Raw genomic sequence first — 26,302 nt, forward strand, 5'->3', positions numbered from 1 at the left:
ACGGGAGCCGGGCAGGGCGCTTGCAGCATCAGCCTTTGGCGCTGGCGCCAAGCCCCAGTTTTCTGAACGCAGCGGCATGCGCGAGATCCTGATCCGCCACGCCGCTGACCTGGAGATGCGCCACGATGCACAGATCCACGTAATCCGGGTGAGTCCGTCCGGATTCGTACTGAGGATTGCGATGCTGCGCGACGGCTTCCAGCACATGCTCAGGGAATCCCCACTGACTGAGAACAAACTCCCCGACATCGCTTGAGTGCTCCTCGAGCAGACCTGAGATATCCTCAATCTCTTCGCCGGCCGCGATCTCTCGCTCCAGGCCTATCAGGACAGGCCAGCTGCCTACATCCGCCACCAGCCCGCTCAGGTAGGCCACCTCCGGCCTGAGATGCGCGGCGTAGGCCTCGCTGAGCACCCGGGCCGCGCGCGCCCGCCACACGGAGGTTCTCCAGCGCTGCGCGAGGGTGCGGTTGATGCAGGGGTCGGCTGCGTTGTGCAGCCGGCCCAGGACCAGCCCGATCACCATGTGCGGGAGTAGCTTGAGCCCGATACGCGCCACCGCGCCCTCCAGATCCTCGATTACGGCCGGTGCGCTCTCAGGCGCCGGATTGGCCACCTGGACGATACGCTCGGCCACCGCCGGATCTGCCTCGAGTGTTTCGAGAAAATGGGCGCGCGTGGCTCGCGGGTCCTGGGCCAGCTCGAGCGTCTGCCTGGCCACCTCCGGAAGCTCAGGCAGTTGCAGATTCCCTTCTTTAAGCTTTTGGGTGAACACACTCACTTCTTGCAGACTCCAGAGAAATCGTTGTGGATTGCCACGAGGCCGGATTCGACCTTCGATACCAAAACAGCCCTAGAACGCCCCTTCTGTCGCCTGGAGCATCGGAAGGATGGTCATGCCGAACAGAAGTCCGCCGGCGATCGACAAAAACAGCGCGGCCAGCAACTGCATGATGGGCACAAAGGTCTCGAGACGCTGACCGTAGATCTCGCGGTACTGGGTGGCGAGCACGTTGAGCGCCGCGGCGATCTGCTCACGGTCCTGAGAGGCCGCCAGCGCCGCTTTATCGGTCGGGTGAAGCGTACCCATCGCGGTGGGCCATGGCTTGCCGACACGAACCGCCTCGAGCGCCTTGCCGAGATCCTCCTTGAGCGCGCCACGCGGCGCGGTGCTGTGGGACATGCTCAAGGCATCTTCCATGCGTACCCCGGATCCGATCAGGATCGATAGGCCATAGAGCACGATGTAGTTGTTTCGCGAGAGCACGAGATCCTTGTAATACGGGATCTTCATGATGAGCTTGTCCGCCAGATTGGGCATCCACTGGCGCCCGAGCGTGCCGAGCAGCACCAGAAACGCCAGCCCGGCGAGCATCGTGCCCATGATCCAGGTGACGATATCGCCAACCACGAACAGCCAGCCGATGTTGATCGAGTCTGACATCGCCTGCATCATTGGGCTGCTCATGACTTCCGGGCCGATGTAGGCCGTGGAAATCACGGTGATGATTGCTGCAAGCACGAAGCCGCCGATTCCGGACCAAAGCCCCTTTCCGGAGGATTTCTTGATGTGGTGCATCTCGAGCTCGAATCGCGCCGCATCCTGAAGCGACTTCCAGGTGTCGCCCGCGCGCGAGCCCGCCTTGATCAGCGCGACCGTGGTGATCGGGAAATCCTGAGGACTGAACGCCTCGAGCGCCTCAGGGATGTCTTCTCCGGCCTCCACCCGCCTCAGCAGGTTGTTCGAGACGGTGCGGATTCTGCCGGAGAACGTGTCTCTGAGCAGCGTGAGCGCCTCGCCCGCGCCAACGCGCGAGCCGAGCATGGAAGCCAGGCGCTGCAAGAAGGTCTGGCGCTCTGCCGGCGTCAGGCCGCGCGTCGGGAAGAACGTGGCGCGCTTTTTCACCGAAAGGGGCCGGCCCTGGCGCTTGGCGATGCGCTTGGCATCCTCCACCTTGTTGGCTTCGACCTCGATGGTTCGCACACCACCTTTCTTCGCCTGAATCCTGATTTGATAGATCGCCATGCGCCCTCCTAGAGCCCGTGCTGCTTGAGATAGGGCTCGGCCTCTGCGCCGAACACGCGCAGGATCTCGCGCCGGTCTGTGATGCCATCGGCGCATTTGAGCACCGCATCCTCGATCATCTCCGGCCAGGAGCGCTCGCCGGCGATCAGCGCGTCAACCTCGTTCACGCTCTGGAAGTACTGAGCTTCCGACACCACGCAGCGCCCGGAGTAGCCGACCCCGTTGCATTCGGGGCATCCCTCGCCATTGCAGGATTTACAGATCACGCGCACCAGGCGCTGCACCAACACGCCGCGCAAGAGATACCTGAGCTCGTGCGACTCGATTCCGATATCGCGCACACGATCCACTGCGCCACGGATGGATCCGGTGTGAAGGGTTGCGAGCACAAGGTGTCCGGTTTCCGCGGCCTTGATGGCGTTTCTCGCGGTTTCGGTATCACGCATCTCGCCAAGACAGATCACGTCCGGGTCGGCGCGCATGAACGCACGCACGCTACGCGAGAAGTCGAGCCCCACCGCCGTGTTGATGTTGATCTGCCCCGTGAACGGCATCCTGTATTCCACAGGATCCTCGGCCGTGTAGATCGCGCGCCCGAAGCGGTCCATCTCCCGGATGGTCGCGTTCAGGGTGGTGGTTTTGCCGGAGCCGGTGGGCCCGCAGATCAGGCACAGCCCGTCTGCCCGGGATACCGCGCTTCGCCAATGATCGACGCGCGTGATGCCCAGCCCATCGAGAGACGGCTGGACGCTGTCAGGATCAAGCAGACGGATGACCACGATCTCGCCGTCAGGGCTCGGTAACGTGGCCACGCGCATGTCGACCATCTTTCCGTTCTGCTCGACCTGAAATCCGCCATCCTGCGGGACACGGCGTTCCGCCAGATCCATGCGCGCCCTATCCTTGATGCGCGCAACCAGCGTGTTGTACTCCTCCAGAGAGCCCTCGTGCGCGATGTGGCGCACGCCGAGATAGCGGAACAGGACGGTATAGGAGGCAAACCTGGGGATGATGTGCACGTCTGAGATGTTCTCGGTCAGGGCTCGGCGAAGCATCACGTCGACCACCGCGCCCTCATCGTCGATATCGGACTGAAGCCGCTCCAGGTACTCGTCGAGCCGCTCGGGGGTTACCGCGACAAAGAGAATCTCGAGACCCGGGAAGTAAGGGGCGAGCTCGGAGCGCACCTCCTGCTCCGGGGAGAGGGTTGCGACGATGAGCTTGTCATCGGTTTCTGCTATGAGCATCGCGCGCAGTCGCACCAGCAACTCCGCCGGCACCTGGGTGGTGAATACCTGCTCACCGATGATGCGCTCGGGCGCGACCTCGAGGATGGTCTTGATCAGATCCCGGTGGCGGATAAATCCATTTCTCACCAAGATCAATCCGAGCGGCTCACCGGAGACTTTCTGCTCGAGCAACGCCGCCTCGATCGCCTCTGGACGTGCGAGTTTGCGCTCGATCAGGTGCTCGCCGAGGCGCTTTCGCGGTTCTTGTGGCTGACTCATCGTCTGCACGGCCGGTTACGCCGATCTGCGGGTGCCGACCAGGCGCGAGCGGATCCACCCTGCGATGCGCGGAGCCGGGCGATACCAGGCAAAAAACAATCCGATGCTGCCGCCGACAACCCAGAGCGACCCATCGAGACTCACCCCCTTGGTGAGCAGCAGGAACGCTCCGAACGCCAGACAGCCGAGTGCGATGATCCAGTCGGCGCTTTTCATGAAGCGCGAGTTGAGGGCTTTTTCCGCTTTTGACATCTTCTCTACCTTTTTTGAGGCTACGCTGCCGGATTGCAGCTCAAAGGCGCCATCGGCGCCCCCGTGTATAGGTAAAACCCGGCGGCCTTTGCACAAAGAAAACCCCCGCACTAGGCGGGGGTTCCCGTACTGGCTTTGAAAGCCACGAACGTCTTACTTGAAGTGGAAGACCAGCTCTTCGGCGTCGGTGTCTTCGGCGCAGCCGTACTGGCCCGTGATCACGCTGGACACGGGATCCTGGCTACCGTCGAAGGTCGGACGGGTGCTCACACCCATGTTGTCGTTGACGGCGTCACAGACTTCACCGGCGCTCACGACAGCAGTGGCGGAGGTACCGGCGGTGGTCCAGCCGGAGGCCAGCACGTTCGGCAGGGAGGGCTCGGAGGCGAGGTAGTTCTCGCTCACCAGCGTGGCCACGTCGGAGGCGTAGGTGCCACCGTTGTCAGCGGCGTGGATGGTCTGGGCAGCAGAGATCTGCATGGCCTGGTTGACGATGGCGGACGCATTGGCCTTCGCGCCACCCTGCGTAAAGGCCGTGCCGCCATAGTAAATGGATGCCAGGGCCAGAGCCGCGATCAGGGCGATCGAGATGATGGTGATGATCAGAGAAAACATGTAGGGTAATCCTCCACGGATTGTTCTGGTTGATTGCGTCCTGCGAGCGTATTCCCGCAGGACTTGCATGAATGTATAGTCACCGAGTGTGCAAATTTGCACATCGAGTGAAAAAAATTTCGCGCCACAAGCAAAACGCCCGCGACGAGGCGGGCGTTTGTTCAGATGGAAGCGGGAGGCGGCCTCTTCTCCGCCCTGTCTTGCGGATCACCTAAGTCCCCGGGCGCGCTCTCCCGGCCGGCCGCCTCTTGCAACATCGCCATGCTCTTCAAATGAAAGGCGATCGCGCTTTCAAAACCGCCAGAGATCGCTTCGTTGTAATGATTGAGCAGTGATTTTCGAAACCCCTCGAGCTCGGGCGCCTGGAAGGCGGGCTCATTGAGAATCTCGGAGGCGGTGCGCGTGATGACCGTTCGCACATCGCTAAGCGTGCCTCCGAGCGCTTTGAACTCTGCCGCGATTTTCATCACATTGCGGCGAAACACGGGCGTATCGGTCTCCGGACACTGAAGCATCACCAGCGCCCTTATTCGATCGCCATAATCATAACGAGGCCCATGCCCGGGCAGGCGGAGCCGAAGCAAAAGCTCTTGATCCGGTAGCCGTGACAGGCGTGAAGGGCCAGCGAGGCTCTGGTCAGCGTCTCTTTCGGGGAGTCGACGCCACGCTCTCTCAGGACAAACTCCTTGGGGGTGTTGATCGATCCCCCGGATGCCGAGAACGGGATCTTCAGCTGATTCAGGGAAGCCTCGCAGCGATTGCTCATCTGCATCTTGACAAGATCAGGATCCGCCGCGGGCTCGGGGTAGTCGAACAGCTGGTAGGCGCCAAAGCCGAGCATTACGAGCCCAAGCAGCATCAGAGCCACTCCAACGAGCTTGTTGGTGACTTCCACATCGCGATTCATCAATTTCGCCTCCGCGCAGCAGACGGCCTCGGAGGCAGTCTGGAGAGATCATTTGCCCCGGGGTCGTCAGAGTCCACGGCCTCCAGATCCACCTGCCATTGCTTGGTCTGGGAGTTGTAGCGAAGCGCGGTCACGTAGGAGCGCTCGGCTTCATTAGCCGCCTGCTCGCGTAGAATGCGGTCCCACTGCGCGATGGGCAGGTCCTCGGCAGGCGTCGAGGTGGCAAAGGCCGGCGCCGTGGCGCGGGGGTAGAGGATCTGGAGATACTCCACGATATCGGTCTGAAGGTGCATCCCCAGGCTGTAATCCTGGGCAAGGGTCGTGACCCGATTGATCAGGCTGCCACTGATGGCAACGATCAGCCCGAGCGTGACCAGCACGCCGCCAGAGATCACCCACCCCTTGGCATCGCCCTTGGCGGGCTTGAGCTTCGGTCCGCCCTTGATGCCCGGGGTCTCCTCCTCGACTGAGGATTCCGGCAGCAGCAGGCACTGAAAGCCTCGCTCCGTGAAGCCGAGCCTGACCTGACGGGTGGAGGTCGGGATGATCACGGCATCCTCGGTCTGAAGTTTCTTCAGGATCGAGGGCAGCAGCGCGCGCCCCTTGCCGCCCTCCTGAATCTCGTAGAGGATGCCATCCTCGTACTTCTGGACCCAGTACCCGGTCGCATCGATAGCGTCGATGTTGCGCTCGATGTAAGCATGGACAAACGCGGTACCGTCCTTGACGGACAGCCCCGGCATGTGCCCCGCGATGTAGCGGATCGGGAGCTGCTTCATGGACGCACCACCCGCTCGTCAACCAGCATGTCCCGATAGATCGTCACGCTGGGGCGCATCACGATGAACAGGGCGTTCTTGTTGACGTTCCTGTTCTGGCTGGCGGTGCGAAACCGGTCAAGGCCCGCAAGACTCGAGCGGTTGTCGCTGATCTGGTCGTACACGATACCGCCAAGGATCACCGTGTCGCCGGCGCGGATGCGCACCAGGGAATTGAACGACTGGTCCTGTGTATTGGGCTGACTGATCGAGCCAACCTCTCGCCCCGCGGAGAGCTCCACAAACCCGAGCAGGCTCTTGAGCTCAAGATCGAGATCAACGGTGACCAGCTCGCTTTCGGCATCGAAGAAGGGCGTCATCTCAATGGTCAGGCCGGTCTCCACGGTGTCCGTGCGCGTCGACGAAGTGTTGAGCGAATCACTCACCGAGGAAACCCCGACATCGCCCACGTAAGGCACGGACTGCCCTGAGCGCAATCTCACCGGCAGGCCGGAAAGCGACTTCAGGTTCACGTTCTGCATGGTCTGCGCGCTGCCGTAGGTGGACAGCATGTTGATCATGCCGCTGAGCGAGAACTGATCGCGCACCACGCTTGCGCTCAGGCCCCCGGAGCTCAGCAGCGCCGTTGCCGTACGAATCGAATCCTCGATGACGCCTCCGTTCCCCGGATCCGGGGACTCGCCGTTCTCGAGCTCAGACAAGGTCGGGCCGAAATCGAACGGATCATCGCCGGCCTCCAGGGCGGGCTCCTGAGGGCCAGGTGCCCCGGGGATCGCCGGTGCACCGCCGGGATCCGGGATCCCTGGCCCCGGCCCGATCGGCGCATCGCCCAGGCGCAGTGCGAAGGTGTTCCAGTTGAGCCCCTGGTGGCGCTCACGATTGAGAGAAACATTGATCACCGCGACCTGGAGATCGACCAGGCCTGCGTTTTGCGAGATTCTCTGGATGTACGGCTCGATGGCGCGCTGTGTCTCCGGCGTCGCACGGTAGCTGATCAGCCCCGCGCCCTGGGAGACGCTGACATCACTGGCGCCAATGCTCTCGATGCCCGTTCTCACGCCGCTAAGCAGCGCCTCGTCCTGAGGAAGCGTGATCTGGTAGCGGGCGCTCTCGCCAAACACCACAAACCCGGATCGCCACTCCACAGCCAGCTCATTGGTGTCCCCGATGACCTCGAGCAGTTCCCCAAGGGTGCCCTTGTAGGAGGGGATGAAGAGCTGCCTTGCGAGGATCTCGGAAGAGGCGCTGGTCACGGGGACGCTCATATTGCCGAGCATGGCGATGAAGTCTCCGATCGTCGTGCCGGGCTCCAGGGTGATCTCGATCGGGCTGTTGGCAATCGCCGCAGGCAGCCGGTTGGGCTGCGTGACGGTAATCCCGCTGCGCGCTCTTGCCTCGACCACCGCCGGGGTGAGCGCCCAGTCCTGGGTTGCTTGATCGACGATCTCGGACTCGGCCGGCAACGACAGATCGGTGGGAATGCTCGCGCATCCCTGAAACAACGCCAGAACCGCCACACCAAGGGTTAGCTTGCGAAAGTTGATCACTGGGAACCTCCTCGTGCCTCGAGCGCTTGCAGGACATAACGCCCGCTCTCGCTATGATGGAAAACGGCGTATCCGTTGATGGTGCCGATCTGGCGTGCGCCGGACGGAGGATCCTGGTGGTAGGCAGGCGGCGGAGGTGGCTCGATCTCAGGCGGGATCTCTCCGGCAGGCCCCGCCACTGGATTGACGGTCCCCGGCTTCAGGAATGGATTATCCCTGCTATCGGCGGTGGCACTGGCGCTCACAAAGAGAAAACCCATGAGAATCAGGGCAATCGTTGGCTTGTTCATAATCGGATCTAATCCTCGTTGGTCGCAGCGGGTTTTTTCTTGCTGCGAGCAGGTGTAGAGAATAATTTTGCAGTGTTTACGCCCATCCCTTTATCGGTGAGCAGCCCCTTCAGCGGGTTCTTGCCTGACTTGAGCTTGACCCCCTTGCCTGAGCGCTTTCCAGGCCGCCCGGGTGGCTTTTGCAGGGCCTGAGAGGGCGCTTTGTCGGTCGTGGCCTGGGCCGCCTCAGGCGCCCTCTCGTCGCCCTGCTTTCCGGGGTCTTGCGGCGCCGCGGCGGGCGCCTCAGGTTCCGTGGGCGCGGTCGAACGGGCGTCCGAGCGCTCCTGCCCCGCGGACTCGGCCTTGGCGGGCGCCTCGGGCTCTGCCAGAACCACCACGCGCCGAGTCTTGCCGTTTTTGATCACCGTCTCAGGGGCGGGCCGTGCCTTCGGAGTCGATGTCGGCTCGGCCTTGTCGGGTTCGGCAGGGGAGGGGGGATTGGTTTTCTCAGCCTGCGGCGGGTTCAGGACGATCTCATCGTCAAAGGCGACCACAGGGTCGGCCGGTGGCAACGGGCTCGCCGGCGCTGGCGCCCCGCTCGAGTCAGCCGGCGGGTCCCCGAACAATTCATCGATCGCCGACTCGCCTGCCGCTGATTCTGGCTCCGGCGGGTCCGGGGCTACAGGGGCTTTCTTCTCGCCCGGCGCATTGGTTTTGGCGGGTTTCTTGGACCCAAGGATCGCGTCAGGCAGCTTGCCGCCGGAGATGACATGCATCCCGGGGGCGACAAACATCGGCGCCAGCACCTCGATCTCGTAGAGCGTATCCTCGCCGGGCAGCAACGCCTTGAGCTCCTCGGCCTGCGCCAGGTCGATGATGATGACGCCGTTGAACTCAAGCGATCCGGCGCGGATCTTCCACAGCGCATCCTCCCAGCCAAGCTTTGCCTCGCCTACGCGCTTGACCAGGCAGCCGCGCTCATTGAATTGCTCCATCAGCGCCATCGAGAAGGGCGCGATCTTGTTGTATTGGCGGTAATTCTCCCCCAGCGCCGCCCTGGTATGGGAATCCAGATGCTTCATGGCGGCCTTATGGATCGCAAGCTCGAGCAGGTAGAGCCGGTCGCCGACCTTCCAGCCCGCCGCCTTGATCTTTCTCGGCAGCCCCGGCACCTGTAGAGAAACCTCGCAGAGCGCCTTGCTGAAGGCCCGCCAGACCATCTCCGGGAGAGGGAGATTCTCGAGAAACTCGCTCTTCTCCTCCCCGGTGGCTTTGCCATCGGCCTGCTTCATCTGGGAAACGAGCCCCTTCAGGCGATCGACCATTGATTCCTCGACCGGAGCCTGCCAGATTGAGTGGGAGTAGCGCACGGCGAGGCGTGCCAGCGTGCGATCCTCTTCGCAGAGTCGAACATAACTGGGCAGCAGCGTCATCAGGCGCGCCGATTCCTTGTCATGCATGCGCGTGACGACCCAGCTGCCGCCACGCTTGAGGTAGGATGTGATTTTTCCCAGATCGTGGGCCGCCAGGACCAGGGGGAGCAGAGGATCCATGTCTTCGATCTCAAAGCCCTTGCGCATGACTCTCAGCGTGTGCTCAAGCAAGGTGACCTCGCCGTGACCCTCGCCGACATAGGCCTCGGAGTGGGCGGCAATCGTCCCGAGCACCTCGCGAGTCAGCTCCGCGGCGCCCTCAGGCATGGCGCCCAGCGCCGTAGCCACAGGCCCTGCCGCCTTGAGCTTGACCGTGCGCCTGGGCAACTCCGGGGGCTGCGGGAATGCGCCGAGATTGACGCGCAGCCCCCGATAATCCCCCTTGCCTTGCTCGCGGCACACCCGCTGGCGATGGGTGCTGAATGCGGAGATCCAGACAGAGGAGTAGCCGATCAGCGCGATGGTTGCGGCAACCAGAAGAAAGGGCAATGTCCAGTAGGACAGGACCTGGATCTGCACGTGAATCGCGTTATGTGCGGCAACGCTCTCAGGAAGGTCCAGCCCCAGCCATGGCAGGGTCTCGGCGAGCCGGCGCGCCGCGGAGAGGTTGTTTGCGGGATCTCCGGCGGAGAACTTCACCAGTCCGACGATCCACCAGAACAGAGTGACGACAAAGGCGCTTCGAGCAAGAGTTGGTCGCATAAGGGGCTGCCTAAACAAAAATCCCGTCCGATACGGGGGATATGTTCAGGGTATAGCGACAGAACGGCTTGCTATTACATGTCGATTTAGACTATACTGTCAGTATACAGCCGCCTTCAGGCAAGAGGGCGCAAGGAGTCAAAATCATGGAAAAAATGCAAAGAACAATCACTTTTCTCGTCAACACGGCTTCGACCTTGTTCGCGCTCGCTTTTCTCCTGGCGATCCTGATCGCGGTCGGGGCGCTGGTTCAGGTGACGGCCTCGGGCATGTTCCTCAACTGGGGATTCTCCGAGGAGATGTCCAACATCATCGGATGGGGCCTGGCCGTAGGCCTTGTCTGTTACTTCATCGTCAGCGACCCGGTGATCTTCATGCCAGGAGGCATCGGGATCAGGCGTAGACGCGAATAGCATGGAGAAAAGAAAAGGGGCTCGAAGCCCCTTTTCTTTTGCCTGCCTGTCTGGCTAGGGCATAGCCATGCTCATGAAGTTGTTGCTCGTCAGCCGCTCCTTGGTCAGAGGCCCGTTGCGATCCTGCTCTTGTCTTGCATAATCCAGGATCGCCTGATCCTGAGCCTGTATCGACTCCACGGAAACCCCCGTCTCTGCGGCCCGCTCAACAAGGCTACCGGACAGTTCATTTCCGATGCTATCCAGATCAAGGAGGTTGTTGCCTGTCGCGTTCTGCCCCAGCAACGACTGAACCCTCCTTGCCTGATCAGTCATGTTGTCGCGGATCTGGTTGATCCTGTCGCGCTCAGCCTGAAGCTCAGGCGCATCCAGCCGGTCCATCTGGGAGGCGAGATTATCCAGATCACGGATGCTGACCGCCCCGTTATGCATGCCATTCATGATGTTTCGCGCCTGACTCTGCAAGGCAAGCATCTCCTGCTCTCTCTGGGAGAGCTGGCCGGCGCCCTGCTGGATCGCCGCCAACCCGGCTCCGCCTTGCGCGTTCAGTGAGGCTTGGCGTGCAGCGTTCTGGCTACGCAGGCTGCTCGCGCCTTCCGACAGAGTGCCAAAGCCTTCCTCCATCTGGCGCATCTGCTCACCAACCCCGGCACCGCCCGCCCGCGCAACCATGGACCCGTGCGGGCCTGCGCCCCGGTGCGCCGCGTAGGCATCCCCGGGCCGGGTAAACGTGGTCGAATCAAGCTCTGCGGCCGTGTTCTGCCAGGTTGCGGTCTCCACAACCCCGCGCGAGATGTCGTTGACCCAGTCCTGCGAAACACCAAGGTTTGTTGTATATCCCTGCGATTCCGCTGCCTTGGTAGAGGCCATCAGGTTCTGAGCAATCGCCATAGAGTCGCGCGCCGAGATCTGATGCTTCAGGCTTTCTCCGAACGCTTCCGTATCAGAGATAGAGACCTTGTGGTCAGCCCCCTCGGATGTAGACGCGCCAGTACCTGCCTCGAGTTTTACACCCGCCTTGCCGACTAGGCGATTCCAGAGCGCTCCAGCAGAGGCGCCCACGCCGGCGCCGAGCCCAAGTCTGGTGGCGACCCCGCCAAGCGCAATCTTGCCTCCCTTGGCCGCTCCAACGCCAAGCGCGGCAATGCCAGCGCCCGCCGCCAGCTTAGGCAGAGCCACCGCCGCTGCCACCACAAGACCAGCGCCGACCGCCGCAGCAAGCCCCTTGTTGTTGGAAAGGGTGTTCTTGAATCGATCCAGGACGCCGCCGATCGCGTTCCTGATATCCTCCGCGCTCCCACCCCTTTTCCTGGCCGCATCCGCCGCACCCTTGGCCGCGCCTCCGAGGAGAGACTCCAGATAGGCCGCTTTGGAGGTATCATCCTTGAGGGTTGATGCATAGGAGAGCGCATCGCTCGTTTGGCGATCCAGCCTGTTGGACAGCTCCTGGCCTTGGTCGCTGGACATATCCCAACCGATCTGGTCGAGCTGACTGACAGTATCGGCAATATCCTTCCCGAGCTGCTGGGACTGCGCATACACGGAAGACGACATTCCCTGCTCGCGCTGAGTTGCGGCTTGCGAATAGGTCGCCGCGAGCTGCTGATTCCGAGCGATACTCGCTTGGTCGCTTGCGGAGTGCGCCAGAGATATCTGCTGCCCGTGCTCACTGGCCGTACGGCCACCGTAATCCGCACGAAAGAGGCTGTTTGACCCTGAGACAGAGGCTTCCGGAACGGAGTAGCCGCCGGTGAACTTCGGCGCCATGTTCTGCTGTGCAAACGACTGGTTTCCCATGCTTTGGGAATCAAGCGCCACCGAGCCGGCGGCCATCCCTGTCGCGGCGCCGGAGGACTGCGCCATACCCACGCCCGAGGAGATGAATTCAGAGAACGCCAGAGCGCCCTTCACGATACCCCACGAGATCATCGGCACCAAGGTCGCCATAAAGCCCGCCGCGGTCAAAAAGTGGCTCGTCTGGTTCGTGATCGAGGGCAGATTCGCCATCGCCATGCCGTCGAAATCAGCCAGGACCCCGGAAAGACCCTGCCGGGCATAGACGTGGATGATGAAATTGATGATCGAGAGCATGGGCTCCCAGAGCACCATCCAGATGGTGACCTGAGCGTAGTTCACGATGATGGTCTTACCGAACCCCGGGATCATCACGGCGACCAGCAGAAGCGGGATGACCGCAAAGATGAAGGCCTGCAAGATCGAGTAGATGTAACCCACCATGTCCCGAAACAGCTCAGATGCCGCCTGCCATTGGCTTTTCTGCGCCTGCTTGCCCTGCGCGATCGACATGGCCATGACCAGCTCGTTGTTGCCGGACATCGCCGAGGCGTGCGTGAACGAGTTCTCCATCATCGAGATGGTGGCAGCCTGCTGGACCGCCTGAGAGGCGCTGACGTTGGCCGTGCCGTCCGACAGCCACGTGAACGCGCTCTGCGTGGCGCCGGCAAGCCAGGCCATTGAGCGATCGGCATACCACGCCGAGGATGCGGCCCCGATCAGATCGGGCGCGTAGTTGTTCAGATCGTTCGCCACCGCCACGTAGGCTGCGCTGCAAGGCACCACGGTGCCGTCTGGCGCCGCAGGCGAGTAGTACTGGGTGAGGGCGGCCTCGTTGCTCGACTGGATGAGCGCGAAGAGATCGTTTGAATTCATGATCTCGTGAGTGGTCAGCTCCCCGCTGACGATCATGGGGATCACGCAGTCGATCATGTAGTAAGACATGGACTGGCGAAGCATCGGATCCATGATGCGCACCTCGCTTGCGTTCTTCACAAGCTGGATACCGGTAGTGAATCCGCCGGCCCCTGAGATCGCCATGGAGTTCGGGAACCCGGCGAGGGAGAAATTCTGCTCGATCTTGCGGGTGATCCAGTTCCCGATATTGGAAATGACGGCCGCCGGCACCCCGACCGCGGCCGGCACGCCTGTGGCAATATTCGAATAGCCCGATACCGGGTCATGTACCTCGATATTGGTTTCAAGCTTGGTCATGGCGAAGATCGCCACCCAGGCCAGCACGAAGTACACGATCAACCGATAGGCTCTCTGCGGATTGAACGCTGTCGCAACGCCAAGCACCAGCACGGCGATCACGGCGATCAGGGTCATCAGATTGAGGTATCCCCCATCCGACGTCATCGCCGAGATCGCGTTGAGAATGTGCCAGATGACATCTCCGTTGCCGAACACGTAGAGCGTCCAGGTGTTACCCGAGCCCGGCTCTACCGTCTGCCCCAGGGCAACGGCAGGCACCGAAAGGCCGGCAAACGCAAGCAGTGTAAGCAGAAAGCGAACCATAGTCAGCAAGTCTCTTGAAGCCACCCGGGCGGATCCCGGGCGTCTTTCGTATAGCGACTCACAGGCCTTGCTTTACAGGCCGATGCCGGTCGCGTGTATCAAAGGCTCAGCGCAGCGCCGCGGTCAGTTGCCGACCATCTGGCGAGTGACGTTGTAGGCAAACTCCTGGTTCCCCATCAACCCTCTGGACCAGATGGTGTCCTGCATGACGCGCTCGACACGCTGAATCTGAGCAAGCATTGTTTGCTGGCGCGCCAGCATGTCATCGAACATCGCCATGTTGGAGTCCATCCCATCAAGCATATCCATCTGGAACTCATGCAAGGCCCGGATCAGTGATCCGCTGATCGCGGTCTCGCGGCCGTGGCGACGCACATCGAGCATGAGGTGGCGCACGTAGGCGTCGGCGAACAGGTAGGCAAGCAGGAAGGCGTTGTTCTGGATCATCTGCTCGGCCACGCCCGGGTATACCGCCGCGAAGTTGATGACCTTGTAGAGCGGCAGCGGCGCGGTGGCGATCAGCGCGATCTCGTTGTGGGCAAGGGCCTGACCGGCGCGCGCCTTCTGCACGGCCGACATGAGCGTGTTGTAGGTGTTGAGAATGAACCCATGCCCCACGCGGTCGCTGACCTGGTTGACCCACTGTGTCAGCCCGAGCTGCTGGACGGTCATGCAGGTTGCTCGCGCCCCAGTACTCGTCCCGCAGTGATAGACTCCACCCACGCTCCCGACGCTGCCAAGGTGCGACTGGCAGAACTTGTCGCGCTCAGGGAAATCAGAGTTCGCGATGTAGCCGCACATGAATACGGCAACCGCCTGCTCCGGGTCGGTGAGAAGCGGCGGGTAGCGCCGCGGCTCCTCCATATCCGGGAGCATGACCGATGTACCGACCATGCTCATCAGTAGCTCTGCCATCTCAGGATCATGCTCGAACCCCATCGCCCGCAGTGCGTTCCACGTGGAGTTACCGACCAGCCCGGTCAGAGCCTCTCGCTGGCGGGGGTTGTTCTGCACGAAATCGTGAAGCGCTTGGCTCGCCCTTTTCATGGAGTTACACACGCCGCCGATCACGGACATGACGCTGCTCCAACCCTCACCGAGGCCGGTGTATTCCTGGCCGCAGATGGCCTCCACGCCGGCCTGGGACGATACGTTATCGTCACCCATCGGATCCCCCATCATGCGCCGGGCGATGGATTGACCGACCTGGCAGGAATCCACCGCCATCGCGTTGGCCATCGCCGCCGCGCGCTGCAAGGCCTGAATGACCGCCTCACATTGGGGGCATAGCTGCTTGAGGGCCAGCATGACCACGTAGCCGAGCGTCGCCTGCCCGATATCGCGTATCAGCTGCTGGAACTGCTCGGCATTGATGAAAGAGAGCCCGCCAAAGAACATGTCGATCCCGCCGCACCCGGCGGAGACGTTCGGCGGCGTGATGGAGAAGAGCTGTACGTTGCTCGAGGGGAAGCGCACGCCCGCGCCGCCGAGCACGAACGAGTTGCGCGCCTGGCTCTGATATGAGCCCGGGTTCTGGGTGGAGACGTTCGCGCCTTGCAGCAAGCTGCCAAATGCCGAGCCCAGCTGAGCGTGCGCCGGGAACGTGCAAGCGAACGCGAGCACCGCGCCGAGCATCAAGTTTCTGATCAGCTTTCCGAAAGCCATGTCTGCTCCATCTGTAGTCGTTTGGCGGTATAGCGAAATCCGTGCCGCTTCTTACCGGGCCTGCCTGAGCATCGTCTCGATCCCGGAGGTTGATCCCGGTCCAGGCTCAAGTCCCCGGCCCAGGCCACGCGCCCCTGTGCCGCCTTGTGTTGAGAAATCCACCGGCACCTGTCCGTCTTCAGGCTCGATACCCTTGATCATGGCCGCTCTATACGCCGAGAAGAAATTCACGATTCTCGATTCCAGCACGTCATAGGTCACGATGCCGTTGCCCACGCGGATCCAGGTATCGGGCTCGACATAGAGAAAGATCGAGGGGACGATCGAGACCTCCAGGACGCTCGCGGGATCAAGCGTAGCGGGCGCCACCATGCACAGCTGCTCAAATCCCGGCATGCAGTCCTCATCGAGCGAGGCGTTCCAGATCGACAGCCCGGTGCGCTCTGCGACCATCTCCAGCACCGGGCGCATGTTGTGGCAGTAGACACAATCGGTACGCGAGAAATAGACCAGGTAGCCGTTCTCGGAGAGGAAGTCGAAGATATCTCCGGAGTTGGACTCCCTGATATCGTGGAGGATGCGCAAACCGAAGTTGGTGACCGGGTAGGTGACCCTCGGGTCAAGCTCCGGATTCTGAACCCGGTTGAACGTCCACATCGAGGCCACCGCCGTGGCCTGGTCCATCATCCACTTGGTGTAGTACTGAAACGCCTCAACAGCCTTTCTGTCCTGGGGGTTCATCACCATGTGGTTGAGGAGCTCATCGCGCTGACGCTCCTGGAAAGAGAAGTCGTTACCCGGGTTCACGAACCCGCAACTGACCGTCCACGTATCCTTGTCCAGGCAAGGATCCTCCGGGCCCTGATCCGGCTCGGCGGGTTTCGCGGCCGAAGGCGGCGGGATCGTCCAGATCTCCTCCTCTTCAGTCTCGGGCGGGGCTTCGTAGAACCACCACCCGCGCTCAACGCGCTCGTTGGCCCCGGCGCCGAGCGCGACGAAAAGCCCGATGAGGATGATCGGAAGGGTGAACGATTTCATGCTTACTCCGCATCGATAGAAAAAGGATGCGCAACAGCGTTGCGCATCCCGGGGGAAATCAGGCCGCGTTGGCAGCCCGCTGGTCATCGGTCTCCGTGAGGAGATCCGCAAATACGCGCCTCATGTCCTGGCGAGCGAGGATGTCGTTGGCGTAGAGTCGCCAGCGTGAAGCCCGCCCCTCGTCGATGACGACCCGGGCGCACACGCCCGTGAACATGTCCACGATCTCGTCGGCGCCCTGCGGCTTCTCCACGATCACGGGATCCGCATCACGATGCTGGCGGACCGTGTACCAGATGCCTCGCTTGGTCTCGATCTGGGCCATCTCTACTCTCCTTTTCGGTTGACTCCCTCCGTATAGGGAAAAACCGATCGGAACGGACGCGGGCCCTCAAGAGCCCGGCGTCAGATCAGATCCGCCCCCAGAATCTGGGCATCGTCTCGTCATCACAGGTTTCACAGATGATGTGATCCGCCCCCTGGGAGAACTCCGCGGTTGGCGTACTGCACTGGGTGTCGTCCTCATCGGCGATCAGGAACCCGTCTCCTTGCCGACACACGGAGATGTCGACAACATCGGACACGCCTACGGCCGTGACGTAGAGCACGCCTCGCGTCTCGCCGATGTCCAGACGTACTTCCAGCTCGGCTATGCCCGCGATGATCGCAAGATCGGCGCTGCCGGACGTATAATCCGCCTGGTACGAGGCCATGGTCTGATTCGCGGACACCAAGGGGCCGAGACCCGCCGTGGCGATAGCCAGCAGCAACGCTGCAATGGTCTTTTTCATGACAACTCCTATAAAAGAGACCCTGCATCGCAGGGTCTATTGAAGGTCAACCGACAAGTCCGAGCTTGAGGGTAGATTCCAGGTTGAGCGCTTGTTCCGCCTCCCGATAGAGCGCGGCGATCTCGCCTTCGCGGTTGGTGAGCGTGATATCCGTGCTGAAATCATCGAGCGCGGTCTCGCTCGGGTGTTCATCGGCTCTGCTCTTGTTCTGGTTGAGCAGGGCAGGGCGAACAACCCGCACCGTATGGACCTCCAGCCCAAGCTCCGGGAACTGATCCATGAACAGGTCAGCCTCGTTTGGGAAACGGACATCGGTGATGATGTAATCACCGTCTCCCGAGCTTCTCACCTTCCCGACGAGCTTTTTGGTCCAGTACTCCGGATCCCCCTCTGGGCCCAGCCTGCGATACTCGGTACCCCAGTGCTGAAGGACCTCCCGCGGCGAGCGCTTGAGAAACCCCAGTGGCGCGAGAATGCGGCGCATGAACCCCCGGAATCCGACATCCCAGGGCGCCGGCGGGGCAAGTTCCTTGCAGGGGGTCTCCTTGCGGTCCCGATCAAGCAAAAGCTCAACCGGGACACCGAAATGCTCGGCGACCTCCTCGCGAAGCGCATCCGCGAAGGCCATGCGTTTGAACCCGTATACCTCGCACAGGTGGTCCGCGACCGTGTCTTTGCCGTGCCCGCGCTTACCCAGCATGCCGATGATTCTGCCTTTCATATCGTCTCCTTATGTGTCTGGTCCTGGCGTGTATAGGGAATATCGGCCTGGCTCTCGCTCAGCTCAGGCGGGACAGACGCAGCCATTCACGCACCGAGACCTCTCCACGAAGAACCAAGCCGGCCAAGCGGCGCAACATGCTCTTGAATCCCTGCGCGTTGGCGATAGCCAGCAGCTCCTCGGCGGACACCCCAGTGGCGATATGCTCACGAAACTCCTTGGTGACAGGCAGAAGCTCATAGATCAGGGTCCTACCCTTGTGTCCGGTATGCCCACAGCGCACGCAACCGGTTGCTCGCATCACCTTGCCCTTCGCAAATCCCTTTGGCGGATCCGGGTCCGGCTCCTTGCAGTAGGGGCAGAGTTTGCGCACCAGTCGCTGGGAGAGCACCGCGCTCAGGGCGGAGCGCAGCAGGTAATCGGGCACGCCCATCTCAAGGAGGCGCGCAACGGCGCCGGGCGCGTGTATCGTATGAAGGGTCGAGAGCACAAGATGCCCGGTCATGGCCGCCTCGATGCCGATCTTGGCGGTTACCTGATCACGCACCTCGCCGACCATGATCACATCAGGGTCCTGCCTAAGGGCGTGCTTGAGCGCCACCGAGAAGGAAAAATCGTGCTCAGGGTCGACCTCCATCTGGGCGACCCCGGGCAGCCGGTACTCGATCGGATCCTCCAGGGTGAGGATGTTTCGCCCGTCGCAAGCCATGCTCAGCAGGCTCGAGGCGAGCGTGGTGGTCTTCCCCGAGCCCGTAGGCCCTGTGACAAGCACAAACCCCTGGCTCTGATTCATCAGCCGCTCCCACAGCGCCAGATCTTCCTCATCAAACCCGAGGCCTTTGGGGGAGGGCGGCAGTTCGCTTTGATTGAGCACGCGAATCACCAGGTTCTCGCCATAAGCGGAGGGCATGGTCGAGACCCTGAAATCAACGTCAAGATTCTCGAACGAGCCTCGAATATGGCCATCCTGCGGGCGGCGCGTAATCGTGGTATCCATCTTCCCCATCACCTTGACGCGGTTGACCATATAGGCGAAAAAAGCCTTCCCCATGCGCCGCGCCTCCTTGAGGATTCCATCTACCCGGTAACTGATCGTCACCGTATCGATACCGGGGCTGATGTGAATGTCCGAGGCCTCACGCTCCACGGCGGTGCGCAGCACATGATCGACGAGACGCACCGCCAAGCCATCGCGCTTGGTGCGCTCGACCCGATGACCGTATATCTTCGTGGTCGCCTCCTGGCCCTGCGCATCCGGGAGGTTCTCTGCGCGCAGATCGTACATCTCTAGCAACGCCCACTGGATGTCTTCCTCGCGCGCCATGACCGCCATGATCGGGCGCGAGGCATGAAAGCCCAGGGAGTCGATCTGCTTCTCATCGGTTGGGTTGGTCATGGCCACGACCAGCCGCCCCTTCATGATTCCGACCGGGATCGCGCTCAGCTCACGGCAAAGCGTCTCTGGGATCTCGAAGGCCAGGGAGGGGTCGGGTTTGATCAGATCAAGATCGACAATAGGGATCTGTAGCTTCTCGCAGAGCGCCCATGTGACCTGATCGGCGGTAAGCACCTTCTGCTCGACGAGGATCTCGCCGATCAGCTTTCCGGGATGCTCGTTCTGATATGCAATGGCCGCCTCAAGCTCCGCCTCGGTGAGGTAGGCCGCCTGGAGCAGAAAATCGCCAATGCGCCGCACTTCGACCGGGGTTCCGGGGATCCCGGAAACCCACGCTTCGAGGTCAGCAAAACTCTTTAGGGCCGTCTCTGGGAGGGTCTTCATACTCATCCGCTATACCTTTTGATCCTTCGGCGCGCAGCGCCATATCGAGGCCGTAACGGGTATAGCGAATACGCCACGGCCTTTGCACACGGATCAGGGTTTTTTTCGGACAAGCGACAAGGCGCGAAAACCTCGGCATAAACGGCGCGCGCCGCACACCTCTCATCTATGCCTGCAAACCTCAGGGGTGAGTCATCACCTCAAATAAAAACCCCCGGAGAACCGGGGGCGTGAAAGGGGGTAGAGGGGAGACTCTCGCCAGACCTGCTATGCGTCGAGCTCCGGTCCCTCGTGTTCCTCGTCAGCATCTTCTCGTGCGGGCTCGACACCGATCTCCGGCATATAGTTCGAGCGGATTTCCTTCTCGATCGCCGCCCGCGCATCGGGGTTGGAGCTGAGCCACTCGCCCGCATTGGCCTTGCCCTGGCCGATGCGCTCTTCCCCGTAGCTGTACCACGCGCCGGATTTCTTGATCAGGCCGCAAGCCACGCCGAGATCGACGATCTCCGCGTTACGGTTGATCCCGGCCCCGTAGATCACCTCGAAGATGGCCTGACGGAAGGGAGGGGCCACCTTGTTCTTGACCACCTTGACCTTCAGCTCGTGGCCGATCACCTCATCCCCGGACTTGATCGCGCCAGCGCGGCGCAGGTCCAGTCGAACAGAGGAGTAAAACTTCAGAGCGTTGCCCCCGGTGGTGGTCTCCGGGTTGCCGAACATGACGCCGATCTTCATGCGCAGCTGGTTGATGAAGATCACCAGGGTGTTGGAGCGCTTGATGTTGGCGGTAAGCTTGCGCAGCGCCTGGGACATGAGCCGGGCCTGAAGGCCGACGTGAGAATCGCCCATCTCGCCCTCGAGCTCCGCCTTGGGGGTGAGCGCGGCCACCGAGTCGACCACGATCACGTCAACCCCTCCCGAGCGCACCATCACATCGGCGATCTCCAGCGCCTGCTCGCCGTGATCCGGCTGGGAGATCAGCAGATCGTTGATATCGACGCCCACGTTGACAGCGTAGCTGGGGTCCAGCGCATGCTCGGCGTCAATGAAGGCACAGGTCAGGCCCTGCTTCTGCGCTTCGGCCAGCACATGCAGACACAGCCCCGTCTTGCCGGTACCCTCCGGGCCGTAGATCTCGACCACACGCCCGCGCGGAAGACCGCCCACGCCCAGCGCAATATCAAGACCGATGGAGCCCGTGGAGATGACGGGGATATCTGCCGTCTTCTGCTCCCCCAGGCGCATCACCGACCCCTCGCCATAGGCCTTCGAGATCTGTGCCAGCGCCGCCGCCAACGCCTTGTTCTTCTGCGTATTCACGGCGGAATCGTTGCGGATATCTTCACTCATCGTCGCTTCCTCACTTCATGCCGCATGGCGGCAGGGTTTCCAATCGCGCCGCAACAGTTCGCGCGGCACATCTATCGTTCTGATGTGGCCAAGTATAGCATGGGTATCGTGCGTACTTCAAGCAGTTATATGGCGGGGACTGGGCGCTACCCTCAATGAACCCTCGAAGGCATTGGGGCCTCTCAGGCGGCAAGCAGTCGCGCCAGGTTCGTCACTCTCTGGCGGGCCGTCACGGTACGCACGGCGCGTTTGAGGGCGCGCTCCTGACCAATGAGAAGCACCAACTGCCTTCCGCGGGTGATGCCGGTGTAGATCAGCTGTCTCTCGAGCATGATGGTGTGCTGAGTGGTCAGAGGGATCACCACCGCCGGGTACTCGCTGCCTTGGGATTTATGAATGCTCTTGGCGTAGGCCAGGGAGAGGTTGATGAGGTCACTGGTCTTGTACTCAACGACCCGCCCCTCCATGTCCACCCACATGAGCCCGGCGCCCAACTCGATACGCACAACCCGGCCCATGTCTCCGTTGAACACGTCGCGGTCATAATCATTGGACAGCTGGATAACCTTGTCGCCAACCGCGTAGGACTGCTGGCCATGGGTGAGCCGCACGCCCTGCGAGGGGTTCAATGCCTTCTGGAGCGCCTCGTTGAGCGCCTGCGTTCCCAGTGCCCCGCCGTGCATCGGGGTCAGCACCTGGATATCCTTGATCGAATGCAGGCCGAAGGTCTGAGGGATCTTGACGGTGACCGCCTCGAGAATGCGCTCACGGATGCGCTCATAGACCTCTGGGCGATCCTCATCGTGCGCACCGTCTACCTTGAAGTAGTAGAAATCGGAAGATTTCCCGGGCTCTCGAGCCAAGGGCATCTGTCCGTTGTTGATGCGGTGGGCGTTGACCACGATCATCGAGCCCTGCGCCTGTCTGAAGATCTCGTTGAGCTCCACCACCGGGATGGCCTTGCTCTCGATCAGGTCCCGAAGCACCGCCCCGGCGCCAACCGAGGGGAGCTGGTCCTTGTCGCCAACGAGGATCAGGATCGCATGGTCAGGGAGCGCCTCGACAAGCGCCGCCATCAGCTGAACGTCAACCATGGACATCTCGTCGATGACCACAACATCGGCTTCAAGCTTGTTATCGGCATTGAACTTAAAGCCCCCTGCCGGGCTTACTCCGAGCAGGCGATGGATGGTGGAAGCGTCTCTCTTGGTTGCCTCTCCCATGCGCTTGGCGGCCCTGCCGGTGGGCGCGCAGAGCAGGACCCGCTTGTCTGAGTGAAACTCGAGCAGGGCCTTGAGGGTGGTGGTCTTCCCGCACCCCGGCCCGCCCGTGATCACCAGGACCTTCTCAACCGCCCCAAGGCGCACCGCCTCGCGCTGGCGGCCGGCAAGCGTGATCGAGTTTCGGGCCTCGACCTCGGCGAGAGCCTTATCGAGATCCGGCGCGCAATCCGCGCCCGCGCCTGACATCAGCCTCTTGAGCCCGCGCGCCACTTTACGCTCGGCGTACCAGTAACGGGGCAGGTAGACCACGAGCCCAAGCCCTTCGATCTCGGTGGAGAGAAGCTGGCGTTCAGCAATCTCCAGCTCGATGCCGCGCCTCAAATGATCATCGCTGACCTGGAGAAGCGTCCTGGATTCTTTCAAAAGCTCACCCGCCGGCAAAGCGCAGTGCCCGTTGTTGGCTGCTTGCAAGAGGGCGTGATGAAGCCCGGCCCTGACCCTCTCCATGGAGTCGTGCGCGATCCCGAGGCTTCGAGCCATCCCGTCAGCGATCAGGAACCCAATCCCCTCCACCTCGATCGAGAGCCGGTAGGGGTTTTCCTTGATTCGCTCGACAGCCTGATCGCCGTAACGGTCATAGACCGCCTTGGCTCGGTTCGCGCCCAGGCCGTGAGTATGGAGAAAAACCATGATCTCCTGCACAGCCCGATGCTCGGACAGGGCGTTCACGAGCGCTTCAGCGCGTTTTGGCCCGATCCCCTTGATCTCGTTGATGCGATGGGGCTCTTTCTCGAGCACCTCAAGGGTTTGATCGCCAAATGCCTCGACAAGGGTGCGCGCGAACTCAGGGCCAATTCCCTTGACCATCCCCGAAGACAGAAACTTGACGATCCCTTCGCTTGAGCTTGGGTTTTCGATCTCCAGGCGGCTCGCCTTGAACTGCGGCCCCCACTGCCTGTGGGTCGTCCAGACACCCTCGGCAGAGCACTTCTGCCCGGCGCCCGCGCAGTTGGTGACGTGCCCGATCACGGTGGCCGGCTCACGCTGGCCGGCCAGGCGCACCTTGAGAACGGCCCAGCCGGAATCAGGCTTGTACGCCTTGACCGATACGATCTGCCCGGCAATACGCTCCACGCCCCCTTTGGGAGACATAGCGGCGTTGGAGCGCGTTGTTGTGGTCACAATAGATCCTCCCTGCATAGGCCGGGCAGCTTACTTTTGTATAGGGAACAGGGGTTTGCTACCTGCCCTGGTGGGCGCGGATGGTTTTTTCGCGCTGATGCCAATCCTCGCACTCAGCGCAGCGCTGCACACCAGGGATGGTGCGCTTTCTGTAATCCTCGATCGGATCATCGCAATCCAGGCAAAGCTCCCTCGACGGAGGCAGGGCCCTTGTCTGCTGCTGCTGATCCTGTGCGCGCGCCTTAAGGATACTGGCCACCTCCTGATCAGTGATCTCTCCGGCCCAATCGGCATCGTCCGCCATGTGTCTTCTTCTCCGAGTAGTTGATGGGTGCTCTCAATGCCGCTTACCGGCTGAGAGGCGATCCTGTATAGCGATTTATCCTGCCCATCTGCACGAAGTGCGCAAAACAGCGCCCGCTTGTCGCTATACCAAGACCAGATAGACAACCGCGATGGGCCAATGGCCTATCGAAGAAGGGCTTGGGCTCTTTTCCAACAAACAACCTGTAAACAGAGGATCGCGACATGTTTTCACTCATCATCACCATCATTTCCATCTTGCTGGTTGCTGTACTGGCCATTGCGTCGATTTACTTCGGGGGAACGGCCTGGAACCAGGGCGGCACCAAGGCAGCGGTGACCCAGTACTTCAACGAAGGCCAGCAGATCGCCGCGGCGGCCACGCTCTATCGCGCCGAGAACGGCGGGCGCAACCCGGAGAGCATCCAGGTCCTGCTGGATAACAACTACCTCAGGGTCCTGCCTGAGGGTCAGTGGGAGTTTGGCAACGAGATCATCACGCGCGGCTCCCTGAACTACGATCAGTGCCTGCTGGCCAACCAGATGGCCGGTTACGAGGATGTCCCGATGTGTGATGACCCGGGTATCAGCGGATCCGTACGCTGCTGCGAAGTCCCGGAGTAATCCAGACCGCAAGAAAGCAGAAGAGCCACGCACCGAAAGGGGCGTGGCTCTTTCTTTGAATTATTGAACAGGCAGCCAACCGGGGAGATTGATCCTGCCATTTTCCCTTACGCAATCCGCGTATATCTGAGCGGCGCGGTCGGTGGGGAACTTCATCCCACGATCATAACGCTGCCCGTCCAGCGTGGTGGCCTCCACCCGCAGACCCTTTGCCTCGACTTTCTCGATCTTCTTTCTATGCATGCTACCTCCTAATTGGTCAGGCCCTGTTTCTAGGCCTGTATAGGTACTCGCTGGCGCGTGCTGCGCGAGGTAATCGCTATACGCCTTGAGAACACACTCAAGTGGAGGACATGTATGAGAAGAGTCAGTGGTTCTACAGGAAGCCGCGGCTGCGGCTCACGCAAGGCGGGTGGTGTTTACCTGTGCACCGGCCTGGCGGAAGAGGGACTCCCGCTTTCACACTTCATGATCGATCCGGTCAGAAGTCTCGATCTGGAGGCGTTTCGCGCCCCTATCGTGTTCAAGGATCCGTACAACGAGAACCTCAATCACGTGCTGATCTGGGTGGGTGCGGAGCACTATCCCTCGCCCGCGGATTTCCTGGTGGAGTGCCAGTTCAAGGGCGCGAGCCGGCGGATTCCCGCCGAGTTCGATCTCTCAGACCTGACGCCCGGCGCGAGCCGGATGGTATTGGTCCATCCCAAGGCCTTCACCAAGCGCATCGATGAGCCGAACTGGTGCCCGAAGGATATCCATCCCGAGAAGCCCGAGCCGTGCCTTGGCGCTCATTGGCGCTACGCCGGTGCCCTGGGCTCGAAGCCGAAGAGAGGTCCTGATGGTGATATTCCCGAGCACTTCGTGGTCGGGGATCTGAGCTATCGCGGCGACGGCCAGATCGAGGTGCGAGCCTCGGAGTTCTCGCCCGGCGCGTTCCTGCAACTGCCTGTCACTCATATCGAGTACCAGGCCAAGGACGTGAAGGATGACGGCCCCGACGTGCTGAAAAAGCACGACAAGCAAGGCTGGCGCGTCGATATCGTCGACGACCCGGGTGTCTATGTGAGCCCGGCACGAGCTCTTGGAGGGGATCCTGATGAAGAAGAAGGAGTCTGAAATGAGAATCGAGAGCGAGGTTTTTACCGGAACGATCCGGGTGGTCCCCGTCTCCAGTATCTTCGGCGGCGGTGTTCAGGCCAGACCCTCCATGGTGCGAAGCATCAAGAGCCGCGGCCTGCGCAGCCTTCCAGTGGTTCGCGAGGTCCGCGACGCTGACCGCGAACGATGGGCCGAGGAGGGGTTCCTGGATACCGGGTTCGAGTATGCGATCGAGGCCGGTCGTCACCGGATCGCGGCAATCAAGGAGCTCAACATCCAGGAAGTGCCGGTGATCGTCGCCGAGGATGATGCAGATGAAACCACCCTGGTGGAGAATCTGGTTCGAGGCCGCAACCTGATCAGCGAGCTCGAGGCCCTCGAGGGTCTGCTCGATGCAGGCAAGGAGCCTGAAGATATCCAGAAGGAGCTGGGCATCTTCAAGCGTGATCTCAACAGATTGCGCCGGCTCTCGAATATGGGCAAGGTCACCCGCGGCAAGCTCGCCGCCGGCCTGATCGCCCCCTCGACCGGGGAGGTGCTGGCAAAGATGCCTGAGCAGTACCAGGAGGCCTTCTTCAAGGCCGCGGACAAGACAACCCTGAAGGCGGCCCGGGAGTTTCTGTGGAAGTACCGGTTGCCGAGCAACCAGCTCGACTTCCTGGCCGAGGACCTGCCAACGCTGGAGTAAGCCATTCAAACACCCCGGATCCTTCCGGGGTGTTTTTTCTTGCGCACCGCAAGCCCGCCGCGCTTTTCGCTAA

At 61.6% G+C, this 26,302-nt stretch carries 26 protein-coding genes; 4 read left to right on the forward strand and 22 right to left on the reverse strand.

Translation table 11 applies throughout. The annotated features are described in order from the left end of the window. Positions 1-28 precede the first annotated feature (28 nt). From THITHI_RS0116535 to THITHI_RS0116585, 11 genes are all read right to left on the reverse strand, one after another. Complete coding sequence (locus THITHI_RS0116535; protein WP_018234196.1) at positions 29-781, reverse strand: HDOD domain-containing protein; 753 nt, start codon at positions 779-781, stop codon at positions 29-31. Positions 782-853: 72 nt separating this feature from the next. Next, positions 854-2,026: a type II secretion system F family protein gene (locus THITHI_RS0116540; protein WP_018234197.1), complete on the reverse strand. Its 1,173-nt coding sequence runs from the start codon at positions 2,024-2,026 to the stop codon at positions 854-856. An 8-nt stretch (positions 2,027-2,034) separates the two neighbouring features. After that, a complete protein-coding gene (locus tag THITHI_RS0116545) occupies positions 2,035-3,534 on the reverse strand; it encodes a GspE/PulE family protein (protein WP_018234198.1) in 1,500 nt (499 codons plus the stop codon). Positions 3,535-3,549: 15 nt separating this feature from the next. Then, a complete protein-coding gene (locus THITHI_RS0116550; protein ID WP_018234199.1) occupies positions 3,550-3,786 on the reverse strand; it encodes a hypothetical protein in 237 nt (78 codons plus the stop codon). Between the two features lie 153 nt (positions 3,787-3,939). Beyond that, complete coding sequence (locus THITHI_RS19930; protein ID WP_018234200.1) at positions 3,940-4,401, reverse strand: hypothetical protein; 462 nt, start codon at positions 4,399-4,401, stop codon at positions 3,940-3,942. Positions 4,402-4,562: 161 nt separating this feature from the next. Next, positions 4,563-4,886 (reverse strand): hypothetical protein, encoded by a 324-nt coding sequence (locus THITHI_RS0116560; protein WP_156820676.1) that lies wholly within the window; start codon positions 4,884-4,886, stop codon positions 4,563-4,565. 41 nt (positions 4,887-4,927) lie between these two features. Beyond that, complete coding sequence (locus THITHI_RS0116565) at positions 4,928-5,308, reverse strand: hypothetical protein (RefSeq protein ID WP_018234202.1); 381 nt, start codon at positions 5,306-5,308, stop codon at positions 4,928-4,930. Then, entirely contained in the window at positions 5,308-6,087 is a 780-nt protein-coding gene (locus tag THITHI_RS0116570; protein ID WP_018234203.1) for a hypothetical protein, read from the reverse strand. Before THITHI_RS0116570 ends, THITHI_RS0116565 begins: the two co-directional genes overlap by 1 nt. Beyond that, positions 6,084-7,634, reverse strand: coding sequence for a type II secretion system protein GspD (locus tag THITHI_RS0116575; RefSeq protein ID WP_018234204.1), 1,551 nt, complete (start codon positions 7,632-7,634; stop codon positions 6,084-6,086). The genes THITHI_RS0116570 and THITHI_RS0116575 overlap by 4 nt, the downstream gene beginning before the upstream one ends. Next, positions 7,631-7,924, reverse strand: coding sequence for a hypothetical protein (locus THITHI_RS0116580; protein ID WP_018234205.1), 294 nt, complete (start codon positions 7,922-7,924; stop codon positions 7,631-7,633). The genes THITHI_RS0116575 and THITHI_RS0116580 overlap by 4 nt, the downstream gene beginning before the upstream one ends. 8 nt (positions 7,925-7,932) lie before the next feature. Continuing rightward, positions 7,933-10,038 carry an HD domain-containing protein gene (locus tag THITHI_RS0116585; RefSeq protein ID WP_026186444.1) on the reverse strand — a complete coding sequence of 702 codons (2,106 nt, stop codon included), beginning with the start codon at positions 10,036-10,038 and terminating at the stop codon, positions 7,933-7,935. A 146-nt stretch (positions 10,039-10,184) separates the two neighbouring features. On the opposite strand from THITHI_RS0116585, the gene THITHI_RS0116590 reads away from it, so the two are divergent. After that, entirely contained in the window at positions 10,185-10,451 is a 267-nt protein-coding gene (locus THITHI_RS0116590; protein WP_018234206.1) for a hypothetical protein, read from the forward strand. Between the two features lie 54 nt (positions 10,452-10,505). Here THITHI_RS0116590 and THITHI_RS19355 read toward each other — a convergent pair whose 3' ends face one another. From THITHI_RS19355 to THITHI_RS19360, 10 genes are all read right to left on the reverse strand, one after another. Then, positions 10,506-13,766 carry a conjugal transfer protein TraG N-terminal domain-containing protein gene (locus tag THITHI_RS19355; RefSeq protein ID WP_018234207.1) on the reverse strand — a complete coding sequence of 1,087 codons (3,261 nt, stop codon included), beginning with the start codon at positions 13,764-13,766 and terminating at the stop codon, positions 10,506-10,508. A gap of 123 nt (positions 13,767-13,889) precedes the next feature. Next, positions 13,890-15,431, reverse strand: a complete 1,542-nt coding sequence (locus THITHI_RS0116600) for a conjugal transfer protein TraH (RefSeq protein ID WP_018234208.1) — start codon at positions 15,429-15,431, stop codon at positions 13,890-13,892. Positions 15,432-15,482: 51 nt separating this feature from the next. Then, a complete protein-coding gene (gene traF, locus THITHI_RS0116605) occupies positions 15,483-16,469 on the reverse strand; it encodes a conjugal transfer protein TraF (protein ID WP_018234209.1) in 987 nt (328 codons plus the stop codon). 58 nt (positions 16,470-16,527) lie between these two features. Next, positions 16,528-16,794: a hypothetical protein gene (locus THITHI_RS0116610; RefSeq protein ID WP_018234210.1), complete on the reverse strand. Its 267-nt coding sequence runs from the start codon at positions 16,792-16,794 to the stop codon at positions 16,528-16,530. Positions 16,795-16,879: 85 nt separating this feature from the next. After that, the gene (locus tag THITHI_RS0116615) at positions 16,880-17,260 is read right to left on the reverse strand and encodes a hypothetical protein (protein WP_018234211.1); all 381 of its coding nucleotides are present in this window, start codon (positions 17,258-17,260) and stop codon (positions 16,880-16,882) included. A 46-nt stretch (positions 17,261-17,306) separates the two neighbouring features. Then, positions 17,307-17,981 carry a nucleoside/nucleotide kinase family protein gene (locus THITHI_RS0116620; protein ID WP_018234212.1) on the reverse strand — a complete coding sequence of 225 codons (675 nt, stop codon included), beginning with the start codon at positions 17,979-17,981 and terminating at the stop codon, positions 17,307-17,309. 58 nt (positions 17,982-18,039) lie between these two features. Continuing rightward, positions 18,040-19,761 carry a GspE/PulE family protein gene (locus THITHI_RS0116625; protein ID WP_198005657.1) on the reverse strand — a complete coding sequence of 574 codons (1,722 nt, stop codon included), beginning with the start codon at positions 19,759-19,761 and terminating at the stop codon, positions 18,040-18,042. A gap of 267 nt (positions 19,762-20,028) precedes the next feature. After that, a complete protein-coding gene (recA, locus tag THITHI_RS0116630; protein ID WP_026186445.1) occupies positions 20,029-21,081 on the reverse strand; it encodes a recombinase RecA in 1,053 nt (350 codons plus the stop codon). A gap of 212 nt (positions 21,082-21,293) precedes the next feature. Beyond that, entirely contained in the window at positions 21,294-23,516 is a 2,223-nt protein-coding gene (gene recD2 / locus THITHI_RS0116635; protein WP_018234215.1) for an SF1B family DNA helicase RecD2, read from the reverse strand. Positions 23,517-23,574: 58 nt separating this feature from the next. Beyond that, positions 23,575-23,820 carry a TraR/DksA C4-type zinc finger protein gene (locus THITHI_RS19360; protein WP_018234216.1) on the reverse strand — a complete coding sequence of 82 codons (246 nt, stop codon included), beginning with the start codon at positions 23,818-23,820 and terminating at the stop codon, positions 23,575-23,577. 224 nt (positions 23,821-24,044) lie between these two features. On the opposite strand from THITHI_RS19360, the gene THITHI_RS19935 reads away from it, so the two are divergent. Continuing rightward, a complete protein-coding gene (locus THITHI_RS19935) occupies positions 24,045-24,443 on the forward strand; it encodes a hypothetical protein (RefSeq protein ID WP_018234217.1) in 399 nt (132 codons plus the stop codon). Between the two features lie 60 nt (positions 24,444-24,503). On the opposite strand, the gene THITHI_RS0116650 is transcribed toward THITHI_RS19935, so the two are convergent. After that, positions 24,504-24,686, reverse strand: a complete 183-nt coding sequence (locus tag THITHI_RS0116650) for a hypothetical protein (RefSeq protein ID WP_018234218.1) — start codon at positions 24,684-24,686, stop codon at positions 24,504-24,506. A gap of 114 nt (positions 24,687-24,800) precedes the next feature. Between THITHI_RS0116650 and THITHI_RS0116655 the strand changes: the two genes are divergently transcribed. Both THITHI_RS0116655 and THITHI_RS0116660 read left to right on the forward strand, forming a co-directional pair. Next, positions 24,801-25,559, forward strand: coding sequence for a hypothetical protein (locus THITHI_RS0116655; protein ID WP_156820678.1), 759 nt, complete (start codon positions 24,801-24,803; stop codon positions 25,557-25,559). A gap of 1 nt (position 25,560) precedes the next feature. Beyond that, positions 25,561-26,229, forward strand: a complete 669-nt coding sequence (locus tag THITHI_RS0116660; protein WP_018234220.1) for a ParB/RepB/Spo0J family partition protein — start codon at positions 25,561-25,563, stop codon at positions 26,227-26,229. Positions 26,230-26,302: the final 73 nt, after the last annotated feature.

This window comes from Thioalkalivibrio thiocyanodenitrificans ARhD 1 (genome assembly GCF_000378965.1).
GTDB lineage: Bacteria > Pseudomonadota > Gammaproteobacteria > Ectothiorhodospirales > Ectothiorhodospiraceae > Thioalkalivibrio_A > Thioalkalivibrio_A thiocyanodenitrificans.

Coding starts and splice junctions, on each gene's coding strand:
- THITHI_RS0116540 (WP_018234197.1), bottom strand. CDS start 2,026: ATGGCGATCTATCAAATCAGGATTCAGGCGAAGAAAGGTGGTGTGCGA.
- THITHI_RS0116545 (WP_018234198.1), bottom strand. CDS start 3,534: ATGAGTCAGCCACAAGAACCGCGAAAGCGCCTCGGCGAGCACCTGATC.
- THITHI_RS0116550 (WP_018234199.1), bottom strand. CDS start 3,786: ATGTCAAAAGCGGAAAAAGCCCTCAACTCGCGCTTCATGAAAAGCGCC.
- THITHI_RS19930 (WP_018234200.1), bottom strand. CDS start 4,401: ATGTTTTCTCTGATCATCACCATCATCTCGATCGCCCTGATCGCGGCT.
- THITHI_RS0116565 (WP_018234202.1), bottom strand. CDS start 5,308: ATGAATCGCGATGTGGAAGTCACCAACAAGCTCGTTGGAGTGGCTCTG.
- THITHI_RS0116570 (WP_018234203.1), bottom strand. CDS start 6,087: ATGAAGCAGCTCCCGATCCGCTACATCGCGGGGCACATGCCGGGGCTG.
- THITHI_RS0116580 (WP_018234205.1), bottom strand. CDS start 7,924: ATGAACAAGCCAACGATTGCCCTGATTCTCATGGGTTTTCTCTTTGTG.
- THITHI_RS0116585 (WP_026186444.1), bottom strand. CDS start 10,038: ATGCGACCAACTCTTGCTCGAAGCGCCTTTGTCGTCACTCTGTTCTGG.
- THITHI_RS0116590 (WP_018234206.1), top strand. CDS start 10,185: ATGGAAAAAATGCAAAGAACAATCACTTTTCTCGTCAACACGGCTTCG.
- THITHI_RS19355 (WP_018234207.1), bottom strand. CDS start 13,766: ATGGTTCGCTTTCTGCTTACACTGCTTGCGTTTGCCGGCCTTTCGGTG.
- THITHI_RS0116600 (WP_018234208.1), bottom strand. CDS start 15,431: ATGGCTTTCGGAAAGCTGATCAGAAACTTGATGCTCGGCGCGGTGCTC.
- traF (WP_018234209.1), bottom strand. CDS start 16,469: ATGAAATCGTTCACCCTTCCGATCATCCTCATCGGGCTTTTCGTCGCG.
- THITHI_RS0116610 (WP_018234210.1), bottom strand. CDS start 16,794: ATGGCCCAGATCGAGACCAAGCGAGGCATCTGGTACACGGTCCGCCAG.
- THITHI_RS0116615 (WP_018234211.1), bottom strand. CDS start 17,260: ATGAAAAAGACCATTGCAGCGTTGCTGCTGGCTATCGCCACGGCGGGT.
- THITHI_RS0116620 (WP_018234212.1), bottom strand. CDS start 17,981: ATGAAAGGCAGAATCATCGGCATGCTGGGTAAGCGCGGGCACGGCAAA.
- THITHI_RS0116625 (WP_198005657.1), bottom strand. CDS start 19,761: ATGAAGACCCTCCCAGAGACGGCCCTAAAGAGTTTTGCTGACCTCGAA.
- THITHI_RS19360 (WP_018234216.1), bottom strand. CDS start 23,820: ATGGCGGACGATGCCGATTGGGCCGGAGAGATCACTGATCAGGAGGTG.
- THITHI_RS19935 (WP_018234217.1), top strand. CDS start 24,045: ATGTTTTCACTCATCATCACCATCATTTCCATCTTGCTGGTTGCTGTA.
- THITHI_RS0116650 (WP_018234218.1), bottom strand. CDS start 24,686: ATGCATAGAAAGAAGATCGAGAAAGTCGAGGCAAAGGGTCTGCGGGTG.
- THITHI_RS0116655 (WP_156820678.1), top strand. CDS start 24,801: ATGAGAAGAGTCAGTGGTTCTACAGGAAGCCGCGGCTGCGGCTCACGC.
- THITHI_RS0116660 (WP_018234220.1), top strand. CDS start 25,561: ATGAGAATCGAGAGCGAGGTTTTTACCGGAACGATCCGGGTGGTCCCC.